Below are 24018 nucleotides of genomic sequence, written 5' to 3' on the forward strand. Positions count from 1 at the left end.
ACGACGTTAACTAGGGGCAGCCCTTCGTTACTGCGACCTTTCCAATTGGACCCCGGCCTTCGCCGGGGTGGTGCGCGTAACGAGAGCTATTGAGGGGTGCCTACCGCAGCCGTTTCACGAACGAACGCCCACCTTCCCGGCGCTCATGCTGGAAGTTCGGGATCGTCTCGATCAGGTCGGACAGCCGGTTGAACCCATAATTCCGCGCATCGAAGCTCGACCGGTTACCCGCGAGCTGCCCCAGTTCGGCAACGCTCGCATAGCCCTTCTCGTCCCGCTTCACCGCGTTGTAGGCGTCGATCAGCAGCTTGATGACCTGCTCGTCGATCGGTTGCGCGGTCTTAGGCCGAGCGACCGGCGCGGGCGTAGCGGGCTTCTCGCCAGCCACCGGAGCAGGCGCCGGTGCCTGCATCGGCTGAGACGTCTCGTTCAGCGCCCCCACATCGATGAATCGCGTGCACGCCTGGCGGAATCCTTCCGGCGTGCGGCTGGTGCCGAAGCCATACACCGGGATCCCGTCCTGGCGGATGCGCGTCGCGAGTGGCATGAAGTCGCTGTCCGACGACATGATCCCGAACCCGTCGATCCGCCCGCGGAACAGCAGGTCCATCGCGTCGATCGTCATCTTCATGTCGGTCGCGTTCTTGCCCTTGGTCAGGTCGAACTGCTGCTGCGGCTCGATGCCGTGCTTGATCGACATGTCGCTCCACGCCTTCAGCGCGGGCTTGGACCAGTTGCCATAGACCCGCCGGACGTTGACCGTGCCGAGCTCGGCAAGGACGGTCAGCACCGGGTCGAGGGTCGCCGCGGACGCATTGTCCGCGTCGATCAGGAGGGCGACGTTGCGCGTTGTGGTATCGATCATGCGCGCGAGGTTAGCCGCGCGCGCGCTGCGCGTCCACGCTCCAGACACCGCCACCGGCCGCGGCTAGGTACAGGAAAACGAAACAGTAGAGCACCGCCGCCTCGCCGCCATTGGCGATGGGGAAGGGGCCCTTCGGCATGTGCGCCATGAAATACGCGACCGCGGACATGCCCGACAGCACGAACGCGATCGGCCGCGTGAACAGGCCGACGATCAGCAGCCCGCCGCCGACGACTTCGAGCACGCCGGCGACCGTCAGCAGCGGGTTCATCGGCATCGGGAAGGGGGGCAGGCCGAAAAATTTCGAGATGCCGTGGCTGAAGAACACCAGCGCGACGACGATGCGCATGACGCTGAGCAGGCGGCTGGACCAGGTGGCGGGTATCGGCATGGGGATTCCTCGGGTGTCGTTGCGTGGGCGAAACGTCACACGGGGGCGGCGCGAGGTCAATTCGCGTAGATCGAAACGGATCGTTGACGGGACGCGCTCTCACGATCCTCCCCCGCCAGGGGGAGGTGGCTGGCGCTTGCCAGACGGAGGGGGAGGAAAGGGTAGCCTCTGTTCCGTGTCCTCCCCCTCCGTCACCTTCGGCGACACCTACCCCTTGCGGGGGAGGATCGCAACGTCAGGGATAGGCGATCGCCATAACCTCATATTCGCGCTCGCCGGCGGGCAAATCCACACGCCGTACATCGCCGATCGCAGCGCCGCGCAAGGCGCGTGCGAACGGCGAGTTCCAGCCGATCCGCCCATTGCCTGCGTCGGTCTCGTCGTCGCCGACCAGGGTCAGGACCCGCTCGATATCATCGTCGTCCGCGACCGTAACGCACGCGCCGAACCACACGCGCGAACGATCTTCCTGCGCGGCGGGGTCGACGACCTTGGCCGCCTTCATCCGCTTCGACAGCCAGCCGAGCCGGCGATCGATCTCGCGCAGGCGCTTGCGGCCGTAGATGTAATCGCCGTTCTCGGACCGGTCGCCGTTTCCCGCCGCCCACGAGATGACTTCGACCAGCTTCGGCCGTTCGCCAGCGAGCAGGTGCTCATATTCCTCGCGAAGAATCGTGTAGCCGGCGGGGGTGATGTAGTTGGGGCGATCCATGCGGTGCCCTACCATGTTCTCCCGCGAAGGCGGGAGCCCAGTCTGGGCTCCCGCCTTCGCGGGAGAACAATCTTATGAGGTGGCGAGACCTCAACCCGGCCGGTTCTTCCCCAGATACCACGACAACCGCGCCGCCCCCCGGCTCTTCGCCCGCGCGGGGTTCATCAAATCGTACACCACCGCATTTTCCAGCACGCGCTGCACATAGTTGCGCGTTTCCTGGTACGGGATCGCCTCGACCCAATCGACCATGTCGACAGCCCCGGTCCGCGGATCGCCGTTCGCGCGGAGCCATTTGTTCACGTTGCCGCCGCCCGCATTATACGCCGCCACCGCCAGCGGATAACTGCCGTAATTGGCGTAGACCCGCTGGAAATAGCTCGACCCGAGCATGATCGACATGTTCGGATCGGTCGTCAGCGCCGCCTGGTTGTACGCGAGGCCGATCTTCCCCGACTGCTCGCGCGCGGTCGCCGGCATCAGCTGCATCAGCCCGCGCGCGCCGGCGTGGCTCACCGCGGCACGATCGAACTGGCTCTCCTGCCGCGAGATCGCGTGGATGATCGTCCAGTTATCCTCGTACCCCGCCGGCACCGCGACCATCGGGAAGCCGACCGCGGAATAATCGCTGAGGCCGTTCGCCAGCGCACTCCGCCCGACCATCACGCCGAGGTCCGGCCGGTTGATGCTCTTCGAAAGCTCGGCGGCGAGCAAATGATCGGTATCGGTCGTAGCGTCCGCCGCGATCTGGCGGACGAACGCGGTCTGGTCCTGCCAGTCGCCGATCTGACCGAGGAACTTGACCGCCCGCACCGTCTCGCGCCGATCGAACGCCGCGCGCACTGATGGATCCACGACGATCGAGGCGACCGACGGCGGCGCGACCAACGCGCGCCCGGTGCGCTCGTTCGCCAACTGCCCGTAATATTGATCGCGGTACCCCGCCGCCTGGCCGTAGAACGCCGCCGCCTGAGGCGCCAAGCCAGCCGCCTCCGCCGCGCGACCCGCCCAGTAATATCCCTTCGACCGCACCTGCGGCGAGCGCGAGCCGCGCGCATACCGGTCGAACAGCGTCATCGCATCTGCCGGCCGCCCGAGTTGCTTCATCGCCACCCGTCCGCCGAGCCAGGCGAGATTGGTATATTCGTCGCGCTCGGCATAGGATTTCGCCGCGATGTCCGCGCCATACGGATACGCATCGTCGATCTGCCGCGCGATGTCGTAGGCGACCTGATATTGCCCGTCGTCCGCCGCGCCGTTTGCGTTGGTGACGAGCACCTCATACCACTCGGCGGCATTGCCCGGCCGTGTCACCAGCGACCGAGGCCGCGCCAACCACGCCCGCGCCGACGGGCTCGCCCCCGAATTGCGCAACCACTGCGCCCGGTCTGCGACATAGCCCGCGTCGTTCGCATACAAGGTTTGCGTCGACGCCGAGATATCCGACGCGTTCGGCGCATTCGTCCGGAACGCGAGCCGCGCCTCGAAGATCGGCCGCCGCGCTGCACTCGTCCAGACCAGTTGCCGCTGCGCCACGCCGGTCTGGCCCGCCCACAACAGCGCATCCATCCGCGCATCCTGGTCGTCCGGCGTCAGCGCGCCCGGAAAGCCCGACACCACCATCGCCTCGTCGGTCGGCGTCAGGCCGGCGCTCCGCCACGCCGTCCGCACCGCCGCATAAGCCTGATCCCGCGCGCCGGTCGCCTGCAAAGCCCGCGCATACGCGACACCGCCCGACGCGGACTGCGGCGGGTAACGACGGAAAAACGCGACGACGCTGGTCGGCGAGCCCATAGAAGCCTTGCGCTCCGCCGCACGCCGGTTGGCCGTCTCGTTAGGCCAGCCCGGATGCGCCATCAGGAAGCCCGCATAGCTGTCGAACGGCAGCGCATCGGTCTGCTGCAACGCCCGCCACTGCGCGATGGTCGAGGCGATCGCGCCATCCGTCGCCATCGGCTGCGCATTGGGGCCCATGTTAGCCAGCTGCGTGCTGTAGCGATCCAGCGTCTGTTGCCCGCCTCCCGACGCGGCGACCGTCCCCGCCACGACTGCAAGGAGAAGGCTCGTTTTAAACATCGATGCTACCATGTGGACAGCATACGCCCCGAACCCGTATCTGTCCTGAACGAAATCCGGATGTTGCAAGACATCCGGCGCAACAGGACCGCAGGCCACCGCATGTTTTCAGGATCTATTCCGGCGCTCGTCACGCCGTTCGCCGGCGATGGCAGCTTCGACGAACCAGCCTATCGCGACTTCATCGAGTGGCAGATCGTCGAGGGCTCGTCGGGGCTGGTGGCGTGCGGGACGACCGGCGAGGCGGCGACCTTGTCGTATGACGAGCATTTCCATGTGGTCCGCGTCTGCGTCGACCAGGCGAAGGGCCGCGTGCCGGTCATCGCCGGCGCGGGCTCGAACGACACGCGTGTCGCGTCCGCCAATTTGCGCGCCGCGAAGGAAGCAGGCGCCGACGCCGCGCTGATGGTCCCGCCCTATTACAACCGGCCGGGGCAGGAGGGCATCTTCCGCCATTTCGAGGCGCTCGCGGCGTCGACCCCGCTGCCTATCATCCTCTACAACGTCCCCGCGCGGACGGTGACGGACATCCAGCCGGCGACCTTAGCGCGGATCGTCGCGGCGTTCCCGGACGTGTTCGTCGGGGTGAAGGATGCCAGCGGCGTCCTCGCCCGCGTTTCTCAGCACCGCGCGGCATGCGGCCCGGATTTCTGCCAGCTGTCGGGCAATGACGATCTGGCGCTGGCGTTCAACGTCATGGGTGGCACCGGCTGCATCTCGGTAAGCGCCAACGTCGCGCCGAAGCTCTGCGCGGAGTTCCAGGCGGCGTGCCAGGCCGGCGATTTCGTCAAGGCGCTGGCGTATCAGGACCAACTCTATCCGCTACACGAAGCGCTGTTCACCGACGCCTCGCCGGGCCCGGTCAAGTATGCGATGACCAAGGTGCGGGCGGGCTTCCCCGAGACGCTCCGCCTGCCAATGACCCCCGCCGGTGAGGCCTCGCGCGCTGCGGTCGACGCTGCCTTGGCACACGCCGACCTGGCCTGAACCCCCTGCGTGTTCTCCTGCGAAAGCAGGAGCCCAGGATCGCGAACACAGCCGCGTGTTACCCTGGACTCCTGCATTCGCAGGAGAACAGCGATTGTTTCAGCCAATAGCACCCCACCGCTTCCCCTAAGCCCTCCGACCTCCTACATCGCGCGTCCCATGGCACGTCCCAAACCCCCGACCTTCGAGAAGACCAAGATCGTCGCCGAGAACCGGCGCGCGCGGTATGATTATTACATCGAGCAGGTGTTCGAGGCGGGCATCGCGCTCACCGGCACCGAGGTGAAGGCGCTGCGCGGCGGCGAAGGCTCGATCGCCGAGGCCTATGCCGAGGTGAAGGGCAAGAACGTCGTCCTGGTGAACTCGAACATCCCCGAATTCAGCCACGGCAACCGCTTCAACCACGAGCCCAAACGGCCGCGCAAATTGCTGCTGCACGAGCGCGAGATCAACAAGATGTTCGGGGCAGTCGCACGCCAGGGCATGACGCTTGTCCCACTGATGATCTACTTCAATTCGAAGGGCCGCGCGAAGATCGAACTGGCGCTCGCCAAGGGCAAGCAGAACCACGACAAGCGCGATTCGGTGAAGGAACAGGACTGGAAGCGCGAGCAGGGCCGCATCATGCGCGATCGCGGATAGGCTGTGTCCAGCACGCCGGTCGGTCTGTTCGCGCGCCTCGCGGCGTGGTCGCGTCGCAATCTGCCGACCCGCGAATCGATGGAGCGGAACCGCCTTCTCCGTCCCGTCGCGCACCGTGTCCTCGCACCCGAACTGTGGCGTTTCACCCGCCGCTCGGTGCCGCGCGGCGTCGCGCTTGGAATGGTCGCGGGCATTTTGATCCCGGTCGCGCAGACGCCCGTCGCCGCGATCTTCGCGCTGCCGTTCCGGGCCAACGTGCCGACCGCGGCGCTGACCACGTTCATCACCAACCCGCTGACCACCCCGCCGCTGTGGATCGCCGCGTACTGGATCGGTTCGTCGCTGCTGCGGCTGGACGAGCATGTCCCCGGCCAGCCGGTCGCGGAGGCCGCGGCGCAGACAGAGTGGATCCCGTGGCTGATGCAGGCCGGCCCCGCCACCGCGCTGGGGCTACTTATCATAACCATCGTTGGTTCGGTTGGCGGCTATGCGCTAAGCGCGCTGGGCTGGCGGTTGTGGATTGCGCGCAAATGGCGGCACCGGCACGATCACTGACGCGACCATCGTCACGACCAACGTCACAACGATCACAAGTCGTAACAATCGTCACTATTCTTGATCTAGCCGAATTGACGGACCGTCCTATCGGCGTAAAACACACGCATCCTGAAGTCCTTATCGAGGTTCCTTGATGCGTAAGTCGATTGTTACCGTGATCCTGCTCGCGTCCGCTGCCTCGGCCTTTGCCCAGACGCGACCGGGCCCCGGCGCGCCGTCGCCGACGCTCGCCAAGGCTGCGAAAGGCCCCGTTGCCGCCAAGGATGCCAACAAGCCGCAGATCGGCGATTTCGGCTTCGACATGGCCGGCCGCGATACCAGCGTGACGCCGGGCACCGACTTCTTCGATTACGCGAACGGTGGCTGGGTGAAGACCACGCCGATCCCCGCCGATCGCTCGTCCTACGGCATGTTCCACGTCCTCCAGGACCTGTCGCTCGAACGCACCCGCACGATTCTCGACGTCTCCGCAAAGACGCCCGGCGACAAGGTCGGCGATTTCTATTCCAGCTTCATGGACGAGGCCGCGGTCAACGCGAAGGGCGCTACCCCCGTCAAGCCGATGCTCGCCGCGCTCAAGGCGACCAAGGACAAGACCGCGCTCGTCACCGAGATCGCCAAGCTCCAGCGCATGGGTGTCGGTGGTCTCGTCGGCGTCGGCGTTCAGCAGGACGACAAGGATCCGACCACCTACGTCGTGAGCCTCGGCCAGAGCGGCATCGGCCTCCCCGACCGCGACTATTACCTCAAGGACGACGCCAAGCTCGCCACGATCCGTACCGCGTACCAGGCGTATCTCACGCGGATGCTCACGCTCGCCGGCGAGCCCAACGCCGCCACCCGCGCTGCCGCCGTGTTCAACATGGAGAAGGGCCTCGCGACCGCGCACTGGACGCGGATCGAGAGCCGCGACGCCGACAAGACCTACAACAAATGGACCGCCGCCGACTTCGCTGCAAAGGCGCCGGGCTTCCCCTGGGCGCAGTACATGACCGCGATGGGCGTCAACGGTCGTCCGTTCTACCTCGTCGCGCAGCCGAGCGCGGTGACGGGCGAGGCGAAGGTCTTCGCCGACACGCCCGTCAACGTCCTCCAGGACTATGCGATGCTCAAGGTGCTGCGTTCGTACGCGCCGTATCTGTCGAGCGATTTCGACAAGACCAACTTCGCGTTCTACGGCACCACGCTGTCGGGCACGCCGGAGCAGCAGGTCCGCTGGAAGCGCGGCGTCTCGACCGTGTCGGGCGCGATGGGCGAGGCAATCGGCCAGCAATATGTCGCGAAGTATTTCCCGCCCGAGTCGAAGGCTGCAGCCGACGATCTCGTGAAGAACGTCATCGCGGCGATGGGCGAGCGTCTCCGGAACCTCGAATGGATGGCGCCCGAGACCAAGACCAAGGCGCTCGCCAAGCTAGCCGCCTTCACGCCGAAGATCGGTTATCCAGACAAGTGGCGCGACTATTCCGCGCTCCAGATCCAGCGCGGGGATCTCGTCGGTAACGTCGCGCGAGCCAACGCGTTCGAATACGACCGCGACCTGAAGAAGCTCGGCCAGCCGATCGATCGGGCCGAGTGGTTCATGACGCCGATGACGATCAACGCCTACGCCAACCCGACGATGAACGAGGTCGTCTTCCCGGCCGCGATCCTGCAACCGCCGTTCTTCGATCCGAAGGCGGACCCGGCTGTCAACTACGGCGGCATCGGCGCGGTGATCGGCCACGAGATCAGCCATCACTTCGACGACCAGGGCCGCAAATACGACCTCAACGGCAAGCTCACCGACTGGTGGACGCCGCAGGACGTCGCGCGCTTCAAGGTGTTCACCGATGCGCTCGTGAAGCAGTACGACGCGTACGAACCGCTCCCCGGCCAGCACATTCAGGGCGGCCTGACGCTCGGCGAGAACATCGCCGACTTGGCGGGCCTGACGGTCGCCTACGACGCGTATCACAAGTCGCTCGGCGGCAAGCCCGCGCCTATCATCGACGGCACCACCGGCGACCAGCGCTTCTATTATGGCTGGGCGGGCGTCTGGCGCAGCAAGTTCCGCGACGCCGCGCTCCAGCAAGCGTTGCTGTCCGACCCGCATTCGCCGGGCCACCAGCGCGTCCTCACGGTTCGCAACCTCGACCCCTGGTACGCCGCGTTCGGCGCCAAGCCGGGCGAGGCCAGCTACCTCGCCCCCGCCAACCGCGTCCGCATCTGGTAACGACGACCCCGCCGCATACCCCGACCTTGCACCACCCCGGCGAAGGCCGGGGCCCAGTTGGGGGACAGACGTAGCGGCGGACTGTCCCCCATTACCGAGACCTTTCCAACTGGACCCGGCCTTCGCCGGGGAGGCGTGTTGGTGGGTGATGCCAACGAAATTCTAGGAGAACCCCATGAAGTCCTTCATCGTCGCCGGCCTGCTCGCCGCAACCGCCATCACCGGCGTCACCGCCGCCATCTCGCAAACGGCTGAGCCAACGCTAGCCGCTCCCGCAGCCCCGACCGGCGCGCAATACGGAACGTTCGGCTTCGACGAGAAGGGCATGGACAAGACCGTCCAGCCCGGCGACGACTTCTACACCTTCGCCAACGGCAATTGGTCCAAGAACACCCCGATCCCCGCCGACAAGTCGAACTACGGCTCGTTCAATCTCCTCTCCGACCTTTCCGAGACGCGCACCCGCGGCATCCTAGACACCGCCGCCAAGGACCCCAACTCGAAGATTGGCCGCGCCTACGCGACGTTCCTCGACACCGGCACGATCGAAGGCAAGGGCCTCGCGCCAATCAAGCCGTGGCTGTCCAAGATCGCAGCGCTGAAGGACCGCGCCGCCTATCCCGCCCTCCTCGCCGAAGCCGACCGCGCCGGGATCGGCGGCCCGTTCGGCGGCGGCGTCGGCCAGGACGACAAGCTGCCCGAGCAATACGCGCTCTCGCTCGGCCAGTCCGGCCTCGGCCTCCCCGACCGCGATTACTATCTCAGCGCCGACGCGAAACTAGTCGAGGCGCGCAACGCCTACCGCGCGCACATCGTCAAGATGCTGACCCTCGCCGGCGAACCCAATGCCGAGGCGCGCGCCACCGCATTGCTCGCGTTCGAGACCGAGATCGCCAAGGTCAGCTGGACCCGCGTCGACAGCCGCGACGCCACCAAGACTTACAACAAGATGACCGTCGCCGATCTCGCCAAGCGCGCCCCCGGCTTCGATTTCGCCGCGTATTTCAAGGGCATCGGCACGCCCGTCCCGACCGTCATCGTCGCACAGCCCTCCGCGATCACCGGCATCGCCAAGCTCGTCTCGGCCGCGCCGGTCGGCGTGCTGAAAGACCAGCTGATCCTGCGCTCGCTCGACGGCTATGCGGACGTCCTCCCCAAGGCGTTCGATGCCGAGCAGTTCGCGTTCTACGGCACCGTCCTCGGCGGCACGCCCGAGCAGGAGGCCCGCTGGAAGCGCGGCGTCCAGTTCACCTCGGGCGCGCTCGACGACGAGGTCAGCAAGCTCTACGTCGCGCAGTATTTCCCGCCCGAGACCAAGGCTGCGGCCGACAAGCTCGTCAAGAACGTGCTCGCCGCGATGGGCCGCCGGATCGACAAGCTCGAATGGATGGCGCCCGAGACCAAGGTCAAGGCGCACGCCAAGCTCGCCGCGTTCACCCCGAAGATCGGCTACCCCAGCCAGTGGAAGGATTTCTCCGGCCTGACGATCACGTCTGGCGATGCGTTCGGCAACGAATGGCGCGCGAACGAATGGCAGCACCAGGATAATATCTCGAAGCTCGGCAAGCCGTTGCAGCGCTGGGAATGGGGCATGACGCCGATGACGGTGAACGCCTATGCCAATTTCGGCATGGTCGAGATCGTCTTCCCCGCCGCGATCCTGCAACCACCGTTCTTCGATCCAAAGGCGGACGACGCGGTCAATTACGGCGGCATCGGCGCGGTGATCGGCCACGAGCTGAGCCATCATTTCGACGACCAGGGTTCGAAATACGATGCGAAGGGCCAGCTCACCGACTGGTGGACGGCCAAGGACATCGCCGGCTTCAAGGCGCTCACCGGCAAGCTGGGTGCGCAATATGATGCCTACGAACCGCTGCCCGGCATGCACGTGAAGGGCCAGCTGACGATGGGTGAGAACATCGCCGATCTCGCGGGTCTGACGGTGGCGTACGATGCGTACCACACGGCACTCGGCGGCAAGACCGCGCCCGTCCTCGACGGGTACACCGGCGATCAGCGCTTCTACCTTGGCTGGGCTCAGGTCTGGCGCCGCAACTACCGGGAAGCCAACCTTCGCAATCGCTTGCTGACCGATCCACACTCGCCGTCGCAGCAGCGCGCGTGGGTCGTGCGCAACCTCGACCCCTGGTACGCGGCATACAAGCCGACGCCGGGCCAGAAGCTGTACCTGACGCCGGAGCAGCGCGTTCGGATCTGGTAGGGGTTTCTTTTAAGACAGCGAGGGTAGCTGAAACTGGGCGCGTCTTTCAGAAGAAAGAGCTCAGGCCTGCCTAACCCCCAACGGTCTCCCCTCCCTGAAAGGGAGGGGCAAGGGGTGGGGCGGCCGCTTGGGGAGGGCATCGTCCACCAACAGGCCGACCCACCCCCAACCCTTCCCTTCCAGGGAGGGGAGCAAAAGATCGCCGTCGGTCGCGGGGCGGTGACACTCCAGTTCCCCCGCGAAAGCGGGGGCCCAGGATTAAAAACGCTACGGCCCGTAACCCTGGACCGATCCCTGCACAGGGGAACGGTAGAGGAGCGACCTGCGGACCCCACCCACGACGACCACCCCGGCGAAGGCCGGGGCCCAGTCGGGGGACGTTGCTGACGACGGTCGGCGTACCGTTACTACCCCCTTTCTAACTGAGCCCCGGCCTCCGCCGGGGTGGTAATTTGTCTTAGCGAACATCGCCTGTGAGAAGCGTAACCGCTCCAACATCCCCGCAACCCGCTTGACGCCTCACCCCGCAACAGCGGATGACTCCCCGCGATGGCATCGTTCGCTTTACCCACCCCCGCCCGCAACGCAGCATTCGTCGCCATCGCCTCGGGCGTCGCCGCCGCCGCGATCGTGCTGTTGCTCGTCGGCAGCTGGATCGCCGCTGCCGGTTTCTTCGCCGCCGCCATCATCGTCATCGGTGCGCTGACCGCCTGGCGCCTGCTCAATCCCGTCGCCAAGGACGCACCACGCCCGGTCGACTGGGACCTCACCCGCACCGTCGCCGAAGCCGGCACCGACGCACTCGCGATCACCGACCGTGCCGGGCGTCTGGTTTGCGCCAACGACGCCTACGAAGCGCTGTTCGAAGGCTTCCCGACGCCCCCCGGCCTGCCGCTCGACGAAGCCGGCAACGCAGCGCTCGCCGACGCCGGCCGCTCCGCGTGGCGCGACGGCACCGCACAGGTCGAGCGGCTCAACGCCCGCAACGTCTGCCTCTCCGCCCAGATCGCGCGCGCCGGCGACGACGCCGACATGCTCGTCTGGCGCTTCGTCACCGCGCAGGAGCACGACCTCGCCGAGACGCTCGCCGCGCTGCTGACCGGCCCGACCGGCGACCGGCTCGGCGGCAGCGGCATCATGGCCGCGTTGCTCTCGCCCGACGGCCGCGTCCGCACCGCCAACCGCGTGCTGCGCGCGAGGGCGTGCGGCAACGAATACGACTCGATCGAAGGCCGCGACTTCGCCCGCTTCCTGATTACCGACAGCCGCGGCCTCGTCCGCTTCGAACGCGAAGGCCTCGAAGGCACGCCACTCCGCGTCCTCCAGATCCCGTTCCTCGACGGCGACGACGCCCCCGTGCTGGTGGCGCTGCTCGACGAGGAAGAGAACGCCCCCGCGCTTGGCGCCAGCGCCTCCGCCCACGTCCGCAGCCTCGTCAGCATGATGCCGTTCGGCATGGCGCTGGTCGACCGCGACGGTCGCTTCCTGCAGATGAACGACTCGTTCCTGCGCGCTGCCGGAGTTAATGCGGTCGCACCGCCGCTCTATCCAGGCGACCTCGTCGTCCGCGAGGACAAGGCCGCGGTCGCCGACGCGGTCCGCAAGTTCGCGAACGGCGCGACGCATTCCGCCGACATGGCCGTCCGCCTCAAGGATCACCCCGACGAGCCGGTCGCGCTCACCATCGCCGGTGCCCGCGGCCTGGGCGATGCCGCCGTGCTGCTCAGCCTCAAGGACAATAGCGAGGAGAGTCGCCTCAAGCGCGAGGTGGCACAGGCCACCAAGATGCAGGCAGTCGGCCAGCTCGCGGGCGGGGTCGCGCATGATTTCAACAACATCCTCACCGCGATCATCGGCCATTGCGACCTGATGCTGATGCGCCATTCGCCCGGCGACAGCGATTACGACGACATCCAGCAGGTCCGCACCAACTCGAACCGGGCCGCCAGCCTGACCCGCCAGCTGCTCGCCTTCTCGCGCCAGCAGACGCTCCGCCCGCAGATTCTGCAACTCCCCGACGTCGTCTCGGAGGTCTCGAACCTGCTCAAGCGGCTGATGGGCGAGAACGTCCGCCTCGACATGACGCACGGCCGCAATCTCGGCCCCGTCCGCGCCGATCCGGGCCAGCTCGAGCAAGTCGTCGTCAACCTCGCAGTCAACGCGCGCGACGCGATCGTCTCGGCGAACGCGCGCGGCGGCGGCGTGCTGACGATCACCACGCGCGCCGTTCCCGCGTCCGAAGTGCGCGAGATGGCGTCCGACATCCTGCCCGTCGCCGACTATACCGCGCTGATCGTCCAGGACACCGGCACCGGCATTCCGCCCGACGTGCTGCCCAAGATCTTCGAGCCGTTCTTCACCACCAAGGAATTCGGCAAGGGCACCGGGCTCGGTCTCTCGACCGTCTACGGTATCGTCAAACAGTCCGGCGGCTACATCTTCGCCGACAGCAAGCCGGGGCAGGGTGCGACCTTCTCGATGTACCTGCCGGTCCATTCGGCCCCCGCCGCGACTCGCCCCGTGGTGATCAAGCCCACGCCGAAGCCGGTCGACTTGTGGGGCACGGGCACGATCCTGCTAGTCGAGGACGAGGACATGGTCCGTGCCGTCGCCGAGCGCGCGCTCACGCGGCAGGGCTATACGGTGTTGACCGCGGAAAACGGCGAGATCGCGCTGGAAGTGCTGGAGAAACACGGCCGCCCGGACCTGCTGATCAGCGACGTCGTCATGCCGCAGATGGATGGCCCGACGATGGTGCGGCATGCGCGCGAGAAATTCCCCGACCTGCCGATCCTGTTCATGTCGGGCTATGCCGAGGAGCAGCTGCGCAAGTCGATCGACCTCGACAACGTGGCGTTCCTGCCGAAACCTTTCTCGGTCCAGGAACTCGCCGAAGCGGCACGAGACGTGCTTGCGACGCCCCGAGGCTAAACCAAGATGGTTCGAACAAGATGTTGGCAAGTCGTAACAATCCCGCCTATGCGCATGACATGACCGCTCCCCAGCAGATTCTGATCGTCGAAGACGAACCGTTGATCGCCATGATGCTCGAGGATTTTCTCGAAGTGCTGGACAAGGGTGTGGCGGGCTCCGTCGACACCGTCGCCGACGCATTGAAGCGGATCGAAGAGGGCGGCGTCGACGGCGCGATCCTCGACGTGAACCTGCGCGGCGGCGAGAAGAGCACCGCGGTCGCCGAGGCGCTGGCGGCAAAGGGCGTCCCCTTCGTCTTCGCCACCGGCGGCGGCGATGATGGCGTAGCGCCAGAATTTCGCGATCGCCCGCGGTTGCAGAAGCCCTTCACGATGGACGGCGTCGCGAAGGCACTCGAAGGCCTTTAACTCCCGCGCCGGCGCGCTGTTCTTGCGCATCCTCCCCCACGAGGGGAGGTGGCAGCGCGTTGCGCTGACGGAGGGGTGACCGCTCTCGATGGCGCAATACCCCTCCGTCGCTTCGCGCCACCTCCCCTTGTAGGGGAGGATTATGTACGAACTTGAACGCCCTCCGCGACCCCCGCACGCAAAAATCAACGCAACTCTCTTGCGTAAATACCCTCTCCCGCGACATAGGCGTTCGCCATGACCCGCACATTCGATAAATCGCGCCTGCCGAGCCGCCACGTCTCCGTCGGCCCAGAACGCGCCCCGCACCGCAGCTATTACTACGCGATGGGCCTCGACGAGGAGCAGATCGCGCGCCCGTTCGTCGCGCTCGCGTCCGCCGGCAACAACTCCGCACCCTGCAACACCACGCTCGATGCGCAGGCCGATGCGGCGCAGGCCGGCGTCATCCAGGGCGGCGGCATGCCGCGCCGGTTCAACACGATCACCGTCACCGACGGCATCGCGATGGGCCATCAGGGCATGAAGGCCAGCCTCGTCAGCCGCGAAGTCATCGCCGACTCGGTCGAACTCTCGGTCCGCGGCCATTGCTACGACGCGCTCGTCGGGTTCGCCGGCTGCGACAAGTCGCTCCCCGGCATGATGATGGCGATGCTCCGCCTCAACATCCCCTCCGTCTTCGTCTATGGCGGCTCGATTCTGCCGGGCCGCTACCAGGACCGCGATGTCACCGTCGTCGACGTGTTCGAGATCGTCGGCAAATACGCCGCCGGCGCGTGCCCGCTGTCCGAAGTCCACGCGATCGAGAAGGTCGCGTGTCCCGGCCATGGCGCATGCGGCGGCCAGTACACCGCGAACACGATGGCCTGCGTCGCCGAGGCGATCGGTTTGTCGATCCCGAACAGCAACATGGTGCCGGCTCCTTACACGACGCGCGAGCAGATCGCCGTGGCTGCCGGCGCGCAGGTCATGGAGTGTCTCGCGGACAACATCCGCCCGCGCGACATTTGCACGCGCGAGGCGTTCATCAACGCCGCACGCGTCGTCGCCGCGACCGGCGGCTCGACCAACGCGGCGCTGCATCTCCCCGCGATGGCGTCCGAAGCCGGTATCGAATTCGACCTGTTCGACGTTGCCGAGATCTTCAAGACAACGCCGTACATCGCGGACCTCAAACCCGGTGGGAAGTACGTCGCCAAGGACATGTACGAGGCCGGTGGCGTCTACATGCTGATGAAGACGATGCTCGCCGGCGGGTTCCTCAACGGCGATTGCCTGACCGTGACCGGCAAGTCGCTCGGTGAGAACATCGACCAGGTGACATGGAACCCCGATCAGAAGGTCATCTACGACATCAAGACCCCACTGACCCCGACCGGCGGCGTCGTGGGCCTGCGCGGCAGTCTCGCCCCCGACGGCGCGATCGTGAAGGTCGCGGGCATGCATCGCCTCCAGTTCTCGGGCCCGGCGCGCGTGTTCGACTGCGAGGAGGACACCTTCGCCGCGGTCGAGAATCGCCAGATCAACGAGGGCGAAGTCATCGTCATCCGCTACGAAGGGCCGAAGGGCGGCCCCGGCATGCGCGAGATGCTGTCGACCACCGCCGCGCTTTACGGCCTCGGCATGGGCGAGAGCGTTGCGCTGATCACCGACGGGCGCTTCTCGGGCGGCACGCGCGGCTTCTGCATCGGCCATGTCGGCCCCGAAGCGGCGGACGGCGGCCCGATCGCGCTGGTCGAGAACGGCGACATCATCCACATCGACGCCGAAGCCGGCACGATCGACCTCGACGTGCCCGAGGACGTGATGGCGGAGCGCCGCGCGGCATGGGTGCCGCGCACCAACGATTACGGGTCGGGCGCACTCTGGCGCTATGCGAAGACCGTCGGCCCCGCGTACAAGGGTGCCGTCACGCACCCTGGAGCGGCAGCCGAAACCCATGTCTACGCGGATATTTAAGCAAATACTGGCGGTTGCCGCGCTTCTCTCGCTCCCGCTCGCAGCGTGTGGGCGAGGGCAGCCGAGCAGCGAACAAGTCGCGGCGCAGCAGCGCACCGAAACCGCTAGGGACAGCCGTATCGCCTGTGCGCAGGGTGGAGCCGCGTTCGCGTCGACCTGCACGATTGAGCAGGCACAGGGGAAGGATGGCCTGATCCTGACGATCCGCCATCCCGACGGAGCTTTCCGCCGGTTGCTGGTAACGCAGGACGGCCGCGGGGTGATCGCGGCGGACGGCGCCGAAGCGGCGAAGGTCACGATCATGGGCACGGACGGCATCGAGGTCGCGCTAGGCGGCAACCGCTATCGCCTCCCGGCCACCGTCCAAGGCGCGACCAAGCCGTCATGATCGGCATCGATGGCCAGCCGGTCCTCACCGCCGCCGAAATGCGCACTGCGGAGGATGTGGTAATCGCCACCGGCGTCTCGGTCGAAACACTGATGGAGCGCGCCGGCACCGCGATCGCGGAGGTAGTCCGCCGGCTCGCGGGCACGAACGACGTTCTGATCCTCTGCGGCCCCGGCAACAACGGCGGCGACGGCTATGTCGCGGCTCGCGTGCTGGCGGAAATGGGCGTGACGGTCCGCGTCGCGGCGCTGTCGGAACCCAAGACGGATGCGGCGAAGTCGGCGAGGGCAGGGTGGCTAGGCCCCGTCGAAACGCTGACGGAGGCGAAACCCGCGCCGATCCTCGTAGACGCGCTGGTCGGCACCGGCCTCACGCGCCCGCTCGACGCCCGTACAACACCGACCCCCAACCGTTCCCCCGCGGACGCGGGGCCCCAGCTAAATCCCGAGGGCTCACCTAGCGGCCTATCCTGGGCCCCCGCGTCCGCGGGGGAACGGTCTGTGGTCGAGTGTCTCCATTTCCTCGCAAACGCCGCGCAGCTCAGCATCGCTGTTGACCTCCCCAGCGGTCTTGCCACCGACACAGGCGAGGCCCTCAGCACACCCCCCGTCTTCAACCTCACCCTCGCGCTCGGCGCCGTAAAACCTGCGCACCTCCTCCAACCGGCCGCGCGCTATTGCGGCCAGATCCGCCTCCTCGACATCGGCGTCCCCACGCTCAGCCAAGCCGAAGTCCTCAAAACCCCAATCGTCCCGACCCCCGGCCCGGACTCGCACAAATACACACGAGGCATGGTCGCGATCGTCGCGGGCAGCATGTCCGGCGCCGGCGACCTCGCAGCGCTCGCCGCGATGCGCGCCGGCGCCGGCTACGTAACCCTGCTCGGCGACAGCCAAGGCTCCCCGCACGCGCTCGTCCGCACGCCATTCTCGGACTACGCGCTCGCCAACGATCGCATCGGCGCACTCGTGATCGGCCCTGGCCTCGGTCGCGACGATACCGCCAAGGCCCGCCTCGACGCCGCGCTGTCCTCGGGCCACCCGCTGATCATCGATGGCGACGCCCTTCGCCTGCTCGACCCCGAGCGGATCAAGGCCCTGAGGGCCCCCGTCATCCTCACACCGCACGCGGGGGAGTTCGACGCGCTCTTTGGCAAATCCGACACCGACAAGATCACCCGAGCCCGCGACGCCGCCACCCGCGCCAACGCCATCGTCGTCCTCAAAGGCGCCGACACCGTCATCGCCGCCCCCGACGGCCGCGTCCGCATCGCGCAAGGGGCCAGCGACTGGCTCTCCACCGCCGGTACCGGCGACGTCCTCGCCGGCGCGATCGGCGCGATGCTCGCCGGTAGGCTTGATCCGCTCGACGCAGCTTGTGCCGGAGTGTGGCTCCACGGTGACGCTGCCCGCCGATTGGGCGCGGCTTTCATCGCCGACGACTTGGCGGAAGCGCTCCGGTCGGCCAGAGCGGCCCCATGACCACTGACTCGACCTCTGAATCGAATATCGACACGATCGTCCGCGTCGCAGCGCGCGGCGACGGCATGACCGCCGATGGACGCCACGCCGCCTTCTCGGCACCCGGCGATACGCTCGCGCCCGACGGCACGGTAATCCCCGGCCCGCACCACCAGACGCCCCCCTGCGTCCATTTCCCGACCTGCGGCGGGTGCCAGCTCCAGCATCTCGACGACCAGGCCTATGCCGCGTTCGTCACCGACCGCATCGCCTCCGCGCTCGACGGCCAGGACCTGTCCGCGCCGATCCGCGAACCCCACATCTCGCCCGAACGCAGCCGCCGCCGCGCGACGCTCCACGCCGAGGCCAAGGGCGGCAAGATCACGCTCGGCTTCACCGCGGAGAAAGCACACACGATTGTCGACATCAAAGAATGCTGGATTCTAGATCCGCGCCTGTTCGCGCTCGTCCAGCCGCTCCGCCAGCTCCTCAAGCGCCTCAACTTCCGCCGCCGCGCAGACATTCACCTGACGTTAGCGGACCAGGGCGCGGACATCCTGATCACCGGCTTCGCGCCCGAAGGCCTGCCCGCCGCCGAAGCGCTCACCAAATTCTGCGAAGACCACAAGATCGCGCGCGTGGCGTTCGACGACGGCCTCGGTCCCGAGACGCGTTGGGAACCCGACGCGGTCACGATCACGCTCGGCGGCGTACCCGTGCCGCTCCCGCCCGCGTCATTCCTCCAGGCCACACCCGATGGCGAAGCCGCACTCACCGCCGCTGTACTCGAAGCGATCGGCAAGCCCGCAACGGTCGCCGACCTGTTCGCCGGCCTCGGCACCTTTACGCTCGCAATCCCCGCCAAGGTCTATGCGGCCGAAGGCGCGCGCGACGCGCTCGGCTCGCTGAAGGCCGCCGCGCATCGGACCCAGCGGCCGGTCTACCCGGAGCACCGCGATCTCTACCGCCGACCGCTGACGGTGGCCGAACTCGACCGGTTCGACGCGGTGGTGATCGATCCGCCACGCTCCGGCGCACGTGAACAGGCGACCGCGCTGGCGGAGTGCAAGACGCCGGTGATCGCCTATGTCTCGTGCAATCCGGCCAGCTTCGCGCGCGATGCGAAGGAGCTGTGCGACGCGGGTTGGCGGATCGACTGGGTCCAGCCGGTCGGCCAGTTCCGCTGGTCGACGCATGTCGAGTTGGCTGCCAAGTTCGTCCGCTAACCGAAGAAGATTGTTCCCCCGCGAAGGCGGGGGCCCAGTCTAGACCCCCGCCTTCGCGGGGGAACAAGCTTCCTACGGGTAGACGGCCCTCACGAAGAACAACCCGTCAGGCGGCGCATTCAGCCCCAGCATCGCCCGATCCTTCGCCGCGAGCGCAGCCGCAACATCGCCAACCGCCCAACGCCCCATACCCACCAACGCGAGGCACCCGACCATCGACCGCACCTGGTGATGCAGGAACGACCGCGCCGCCGCGTACACGAACAGCCGCTCCCCCTTCCGCACCACCTCCAGCCGGTCCAAAGTCCGCACCGGACTATCCGCCTGGCAATGCGCCGACCGAAACGTCGTGAAGTCATGCCGCCCAACCAGCGCCCCCGCAGCCTCCGCCATCGCCCCCTCGTCCAGCAACTGCGGCACCTGCCAAGCCAGCCCCGCCTCGAACGTCAGCGGCGCGCGCCGGTTGACGATCCGATACTCATACGACCGCCCGACGCACGAAAACCGCGCATGCCAATCGTCGTCGACCACCTCGCACGCCAGCACAGACACCGGTGCCGGCTTCACCAGCGCATTCAGCCCGTCCATCAACCGAAACGCGGCGAGCGGCTTCGCGATGTCGACATGCGCGCGCATCGCCATCCCATGCACCCCCGCATCGGTCCGCCCCGCCGCCTGCACCGACGCGGTCTCGCCGGTCATCTTAAGCACCGCGGCCTCCAGCGCCGCCTGCACACTCGGTCCGTGCTTCTGCCGCTGCCAGCCCATGAACGGCCGCCCGTCGAACTCCACCGTCAACGCGAACCGCGTCAAAGCTGCGTCCCCGACCGAATCGGAAACCCGCGCAGCATTTCCTCAGCAGACGTCACGCCACGCCCCGCCCGCTGCACCAAGGTCGGCCGGATCGCGCCGTCGCCACACCCGATCGTCAGCTCGGCATTGACCGTCAGCCCCTCGCACCCAAGAAACGAGAACGGCAACACGTCCGCCGCCAGCACCTTCACCCGCTCGCCAGCAACCTCGAACCAAGCCCCCGGCGCCGGGTTCATCGCCCGCACCAGCCGCTCGACCTCGACCGCCGACCGCTCGAAATCGATCCGCGCCTCGGCCTTCTCGATCTTCGCCGCGTAGGTGACGCCGTCCTCGGGCTGGAGCCGGGCAGGGTAGGCGTCGAGATCGCCCAGCACCTCGACCATTAACCGAGCCCCCATCGCCGACAGCTCGGACGTCAGGTCCCCCGCAGTCTTCCCAACGATCGGCGTGCGCCCCTCGAGCCGAACCGGCCCGGTATCCAGACCCGCCTCCATCTGCATGATCCCGACCCCCGTCTCGGCATCGCCCGCAAGGATAGCTCGCTGCACCGGCGCAGCCCCACGCCACCGTGGCAACAACGACCCATGCACGTTCAGGCACCCGAACCGAGGCGCCTCCAGCACCGCGCGCGGCAGAATAAGACCATAGGCCGCCACTACCGCCACATCCGCGTTCAAGGCCGTAAACGCCTCGCGAGCTTCCAGGCCCTCCGGCAAAGACGCCTTGAACGACACCGGCGTCCGCACCTCGATGCCGAGCGCCTCGGCCCGAACCTGCACCGGCGACGGCACCAGCTCGCGCCCACGCCGCCCCCCTGGCCGAGCAGGCTGGCAATACGCCGCCGCCACGTCATGCCCCGCCGCGACGAGGGCCTCCAGCACCGGCACTGCGAAGTCCGGCGTTCCCATGAAGATGATCCGCATGGCCCTCTCGAACACGCTGGCGGGGAGCCGCGCAACCCCCTATCTGTTCCCTATGGCATCCCCCGAGATCGAGGCGCTGACGCAGGCGCTGGCCCGGCTCCCCGGCCTCGGCCCCCGGTCCGCACGTCGCGCCGTGCTGCATCTGCTCAAGAAGCGCGACGCGGCGCTTGGTCCCTTGCGCGAGGCGCTGACCGCGGTCGACGAGCGGCTGGAGAATTGTTCAACCTGCGGCAACGTCGACACCACCAACCCGTGCGCGATCTGCGCCGACCCGCGCCGCGACCAGCGTTCGCTCTGCGTCGTCGAGGAAGTCGCCGACCTCTGGGCATTGGACAGGTCCCGCCTGTTCCCCGGCCGTTTCCACGTCCTCGGCGGCCGCCTGTCCGCGCTCGAAGGCATCCGCCCCGAGGACCTGAGCATCGACAGCCTCGTCCGTCGCATCGAAGCCGGCGGCATCGACGAAGTCGTCCTCGCGATGAACGCCACGCTCGAAGGCCAGACCACCGCGCACTACATCGCCGAGCGCATCGAACGCTTCCCCGTCCGCGTCACGCAGCTAGCGCACGGCCTGCCGGTCGGCGGCGAACTCGACTATCTCGATGAGGGCACGCTGGCGCAGGCATTAAGGGCCAGAAGGCCAATGGCTTGACGCCCATCGGCTTGACGTGATGCCCACGCGTACCTTAGCGGACGCGCTATGACCGTCATGACCGTTCTCGAAGTCCCCGATCCCCGCCTGCGCCTCGTCGCCGAGCCGGTGGAGACGGTCGACGACTCCACCCGCACGCTCGTCGCCGACATGATCGAGACGATGTACGACTTCAACGGCATCGGCCTCGCCGCGACCCAGGTCGGCGTGCAGCAGCGCGTTCTCGTCATCGATCTCCAAGAGGAAAAGGACGAGGACGACAAGCCGATCAAGAACCCCCAGGCGTACATCAACGCCGAGATCCTGTCGGTCAGCGAAGAGATGTCGACCTACAACGAAGGCTGCCTCTCGATCCCCGAGCAATATGCCGAGGTCGCACGCCCGGCGCGGTGCCGCGTGAAGTGGCTCGACGAGACCGGTGCGGCGCATGAGGAAGATTTCGATGGTCTGCTCTCGACCTGCATGCAGCACGAGATCGACCATCTCGACGGCGTGCTGTTCATAGATCACATCAGTCGCCTCAAGCGCGACATGGTGCTGAAGAAACTGGCGAAGCAGCGCAAGCTGGGCTGAGGGCAGCGCGAGCACGAGCACGAGCACGAGCGCTTGAGGGTGGGCACCCGTTCACCCAACACGCTACCACCTCGGCGAAGGCCGGGGCCCAATTGGGGGACATCGCTAACGGAGCGCATTCCTCCGTTACGACGTCCTTTCCAATTGGGCCCCGGCCTCCGCCGGGGTGGTATTATTAGAGAGGGTGGTGACTCTCCAAAGTTGCCGACCCGTCCCTCCTAGTTCCCCCGCGAAGGCGGGGGCCCAGGACCACAAGGACTACCGTCAGCAACCCTGGACTCCCGCCTCCGCGGAAGAACGACATATTCCGATTGTCCTACATCAACCGTTCGACGTATGTTCCAAGCATGACGTCCCCAATCGCTCCCCAAACCCGCCCGCCAACGCCCCCATCTCCTCCCAAGGAAATGCTGCGCCAGCGTCTGCACTTCCTATACTTCACTTCAATTTCGGCCGCGCAAAATGGCTGAGTTCGCCATCATCGCCGTCCTCGCACTAGCCGCCGGCATCCTCCTCGGCTGGCTCCTAGCGTCCCGCCGAGCCGCCACCCTAGCCAGCGAACTCGCCGTCGCGCAGACCAAGGTCGCCGACGCCGATCTCATCCGCACCGCGCGCGATGCAGTCGAACGCGAACGCAACGCCGCGATGCAGGACCTCGCCACGCTCCGCGCGCAGAACGCCGAGCGCGCCACCGACACCGATCGCCTGCGCCTCGACCTCGCGACGATCCGCGCCGACCGAGACGCCGCCCGCACCGAAATCGCGACGCTCAAGGCACAAGGCGAAGCGTTCGAAGCCCGCCTGCTCGAACTCCGCGAGGCGAAGGACGTCATGGCCGCGCAGTTCGGCGACGTCGCCAACAAGCTGCTCAGCGACGCGCAGAAGACTTTTCTCGAACGCGCCGACGCCCGCTTCCGCCAGTCTGAGGAATCCGCCGGCCTCAACCTCAAGTCGATGCTCCAACCCGTCAGCGACCGCCTGCAACGCTACGAAGAGGGCGTTGCCAAGGTCGAGGCCGAGCGCCGCGACGCGTTCGGCGACCTCAAGGGCCAGATCGAACAGATGCGCCTCGGCCAGGAAAAGGTCTCCACCGAAGCCGCCAAGCTCGTCAATTCCCTCCGCAACGCCCCCAAATCCCGCGGCCGCTGGGGCGAACAGCAGTTGAAGAACGTCCTCGAAACCTGTGGCCTCAGCGAACACACCGATTTCCAGACCGAAGTCTCGGTAGCAGTAGGCGACGACGGCGCGCGCCTCCGGCCCGACGCGATCATCCGCGTCCCCGGCGGCCGCGCCCTGGTAATCGACGCAAAGGTCTCGCTCAACGCGTATCAGGACGCATTCGGCGCGGTCGACGACGCCGAACGCCTGATCGGTCTCGCCGCCCATGCGGCGTCGATGCGCGCGCACGTCAACGGCCTCGGCAACAAGGCCTATTGGAGCCAGTTCGCCGACACGCCCGACTACGTCATCATGTTCGTCCCCGGCGAACACTTCCTCTCCGCCGCGCTCGAACACGACCCGACGCTCTGGGACTTCGCCTTCGAAAAGCGCGTGCTGCTGGCAACTCCGACCAACCTGATCGCGATCGCCCGAACTGTCGCGGCGGTCTGGCGCCAGGAGAAACTCGCCAACGAGGCGCGGAAGATCGGCGAACTCGGCAAGGAAATGCACGATCGCCTCGCCAAGGTTGCGGACGACCTGCGGAAGGTCGGTGTCGGTCTCAACAGCGCGGTGAAGAACTTCAACGGCTTCACAAACTCGTTCAACGGCCGCCTGATGGTAACCGGCCGCAAGTTCCGCGACCTGAACATCGAAACGGGTGCGCGCGATTTGGAGGACGTGTCCTCGGTCGACGCACTGGCGCTAGGCGAGGGGCCTGCGCTGATCGAGAAGCCGGAGAATGTCGAAGGCTGACACCTTTAGTTTTGAACCACCCCGGCGAAGGCCGGGCCCCAGTTGGGAGACGCGAATGATGGGCGCTGCGATCCGTTACGCTAGCTTTCCCAACTGGGCCCCGGC

Annotated in this window: 20 protein-coding genes; 14 read left to right on the forward strand and 6 right to left on the reverse strand. The window is 67.0% G+C overall.

Annotation, left to right across the window (positions count from 1 at the left end; all coding sequences use genetic code 11):
* Positions 1-100: 100 nt before the first annotated feature.
* From AC1MH0_RS17255 to AC1MH0_RS17270, 4 genes are all read right to left on the reverse strand, one after another.
* The gene (locus tag AC1MH0_RS17255) at positions 101-865 is read right to left on the reverse strand and encodes an NYN domain-containing protein (RefSeq protein WP_480963771.1); all 765 of its coding nucleotides are present in this window, start codon (positions 863-865) and stop codon (positions 101-103) included.
* A gap of 10 nt (positions 866-875) precedes the next feature.
* On the reverse strand, positions 876-1256 hold the full coding sequence (locus AC1MH0_RS17260; protein WP_480963772.1) for a DoxX family protein: 381 nt from the start codon (positions 1254-1256) through the stop codon (positions 876-878).
* 235 nt (positions 1257-1491) lie between these two features.
* Positions 1492-1968, reverse strand: a complete 477-nt coding sequence (gene greB, locus AC1MH0_RS17265; RefSeq protein ID WP_480963773.1) for a transcription elongation factor GreB — start codon at positions 1966-1968, stop codon at positions 1492-1494.
* 90 nt (positions 1969-2058) lie between these two features.
* Positions 2059-4044, reverse strand: coding sequence for a lytic transglycosylase domain-containing protein (locus AC1MH0_RS17270; protein ID WP_480963774.1), 1986 nt, complete (start codon positions 4042-4044; stop codon positions 2059-2061).
* A 102-nt stretch (positions 4045-4146) separates the two neighbouring features.
* Here AC1MH0_RS17270 and dapA point away from each other — a divergent pair, with 102 nt between their 5' ends.
* The 11 genes from dapA to AC1MH0_RS17325 all read left to right on the forward strand — a co-directional run bounded on the left by dapA (position 4147) and on the right by AC1MH0_RS17325 (position 19041).
* Complete coding sequence (gene dapA / locus AC1MH0_RS17275) at positions 4147-5031, forward strand: 4-hydroxy-tetrahydrodipicolinate synthase (RefSeq protein ID WP_480963775.1); 885 nt, start codon at positions 4147-4149, stop codon at positions 5029-5031.
* Positions 5032-5190: 159 nt separating this feature from the next.
* Entirely contained in the window at positions 5191-5673 is a 483-nt protein-coding gene (smpB, locus tag AC1MH0_RS17280) for an SsrA-binding protein SmpB (RefSeq protein ID WP_055879372.1), read from the forward strand.
* 24 nt (positions 5674-5697) lie between these two features.
* A complete protein-coding gene (locus tag AC1MH0_RS17285; RefSeq protein WP_480965782.1) occupies positions 5698-6228 on the forward strand; it encodes a DUF2062 domain-containing protein in 531 nt (176 codons plus the stop codon).
* 136 nt (positions 6229-6364) lie between these two features.
* A complete protein-coding gene (locus tag AC1MH0_RS17290; protein WP_480963776.1) occupies positions 6365-8443 on the forward strand; it encodes a M13 family metallopeptidase in 2079 nt (692 codons plus the stop codon).
* Between the two features lie 175 nt (positions 8444-8618).
* The gene (locus tag AC1MH0_RS17295) at positions 8619-10667 is read left to right on the forward strand and encodes a M13 family metallopeptidase (RefSeq protein ID WP_480963777.1); all 2049 of its coding nucleotides are present in this window, start codon (positions 8619-8621) and stop codon (positions 10665-10667) included.
* Positions 10668-11216: 549 nt separating this feature from the next.
* Entirely contained in the window at positions 11217-13598 is a 2382-nt protein-coding gene (locus AC1MH0_RS17300; protein WP_480963778.1) for a hybrid sensor histidine kinase/response regulator, read from the forward strand.
* Between the two features lie 59 nt (positions 13599-13657).
* On the forward strand, positions 13658-14008 hold the full coding sequence (locus AC1MH0_RS17305; protein WP_093399563.1) for a response regulator: 351 nt from the start codon (positions 13658-13660) through the stop codon (positions 14006-14008).
* Between the two features lie 237 nt (positions 14009-14245).
* The gene (ilvD, locus tag AC1MH0_RS17310) at positions 14246-15967 is read left to right on the forward strand and encodes a dihydroxy-acid dehydratase (RefSeq protein WP_426280736.1); all 1722 of its coding nucleotides are present in this window, start codon (positions 14246-14248) and stop codon (positions 15965-15967) included.
* Positions 15948-16355, forward strand: a complete 408-nt coding sequence (locus tag AC1MH0_RS17315) for a hypothetical protein (protein WP_480963779.1) — start codon at positions 15948-15950, stop codon at positions 16353-16355. The genes ilvD and AC1MH0_RS17315 overlap by 20 nt, the downstream gene beginning before the upstream one ends.
* On the forward strand, positions 16352-17836 hold the full coding sequence (locus AC1MH0_RS17320; RefSeq protein WP_480963780.1) for an NAD(P)H-hydrate dehydratase: 1485 nt from the start codon (positions 16352-16354) through the stop codon (positions 17834-17836). The genes AC1MH0_RS17315 and AC1MH0_RS17320 overlap by 4 nt, the downstream gene beginning before the upstream one ends.
* Positions 17833-19041: a class I SAM-dependent RNA methyltransferase gene (locus AC1MH0_RS17325; RefSeq protein ID WP_480963781.1), complete on the forward strand. Its 1209-nt coding sequence runs from the start codon at positions 17833-17835 to the stop codon at positions 19039-19041. The genes AC1MH0_RS17320 and AC1MH0_RS17325 overlap by 4 nt, the downstream gene beginning before the upstream one ends.
* A 72-nt stretch (positions 19042-19113) precedes the next feature.
* Here AC1MH0_RS17325 and truA read toward each other — a convergent pair whose 3' ends face one another.
* Positions 19114-19854 (reverse strand): tRNA pseudouridine(38-40) synthase TruA, encoded by a 741-nt coding sequence (gene truA / locus AC1MH0_RS17330; protein WP_480963782.1) that lies wholly within the window; start codon positions 19852-19854, stop codon positions 19114-19116.
* Complete coding sequence (fmt, locus tag AC1MH0_RS17335) at positions 19851-20777, reverse strand: methionyl-tRNA formyltransferase (RefSeq protein WP_480963783.1); 927 nt, start codon at positions 20775-20777, stop codon at positions 19851-19853. Before fmt ends, truA begins: the two co-directional genes overlap by 4 nt.
* Positions 20778-20829: 52 nt before the next feature.
* Here fmt and recR point away from each other — a divergent pair, with 52 nt between their 5' ends.
* From recR to AC1MH0_RS17350, 3 genes are all read left to right on the forward strand, one after another.
* On the forward strand, positions 20830-21426 hold the full coding sequence (gene recR / locus AC1MH0_RS17340; RefSeq protein WP_056052820.1) for a recombination mediator RecR: 597 nt from the start codon (positions 20830-20832) through the stop codon (positions 21424-21426).
* Between the two features lie 48 nt (positions 21427-21474).
* Complete coding sequence (gene def, locus AC1MH0_RS17345; protein ID WP_480963784.1) at positions 21475-21999, forward strand: peptide deformylase; 525 nt, start codon at positions 21475-21477, stop codon at positions 21997-21999.
* Between the two features lie 462 nt (positions 22000-22461).
* On the forward strand, positions 22462-23913 hold the full coding sequence (locus tag AC1MH0_RS17350) for a DNA recombination protein RmuC (protein ID WP_480963785.1): 1452 nt from the start codon (positions 22462-22464) through the stop codon (positions 23911-23913).
* Positions 23914-24018: the final 105 nt, after the last annotated feature.

This window comes from Sphingomonas sp. AP28, assembly GCF_056680455.1.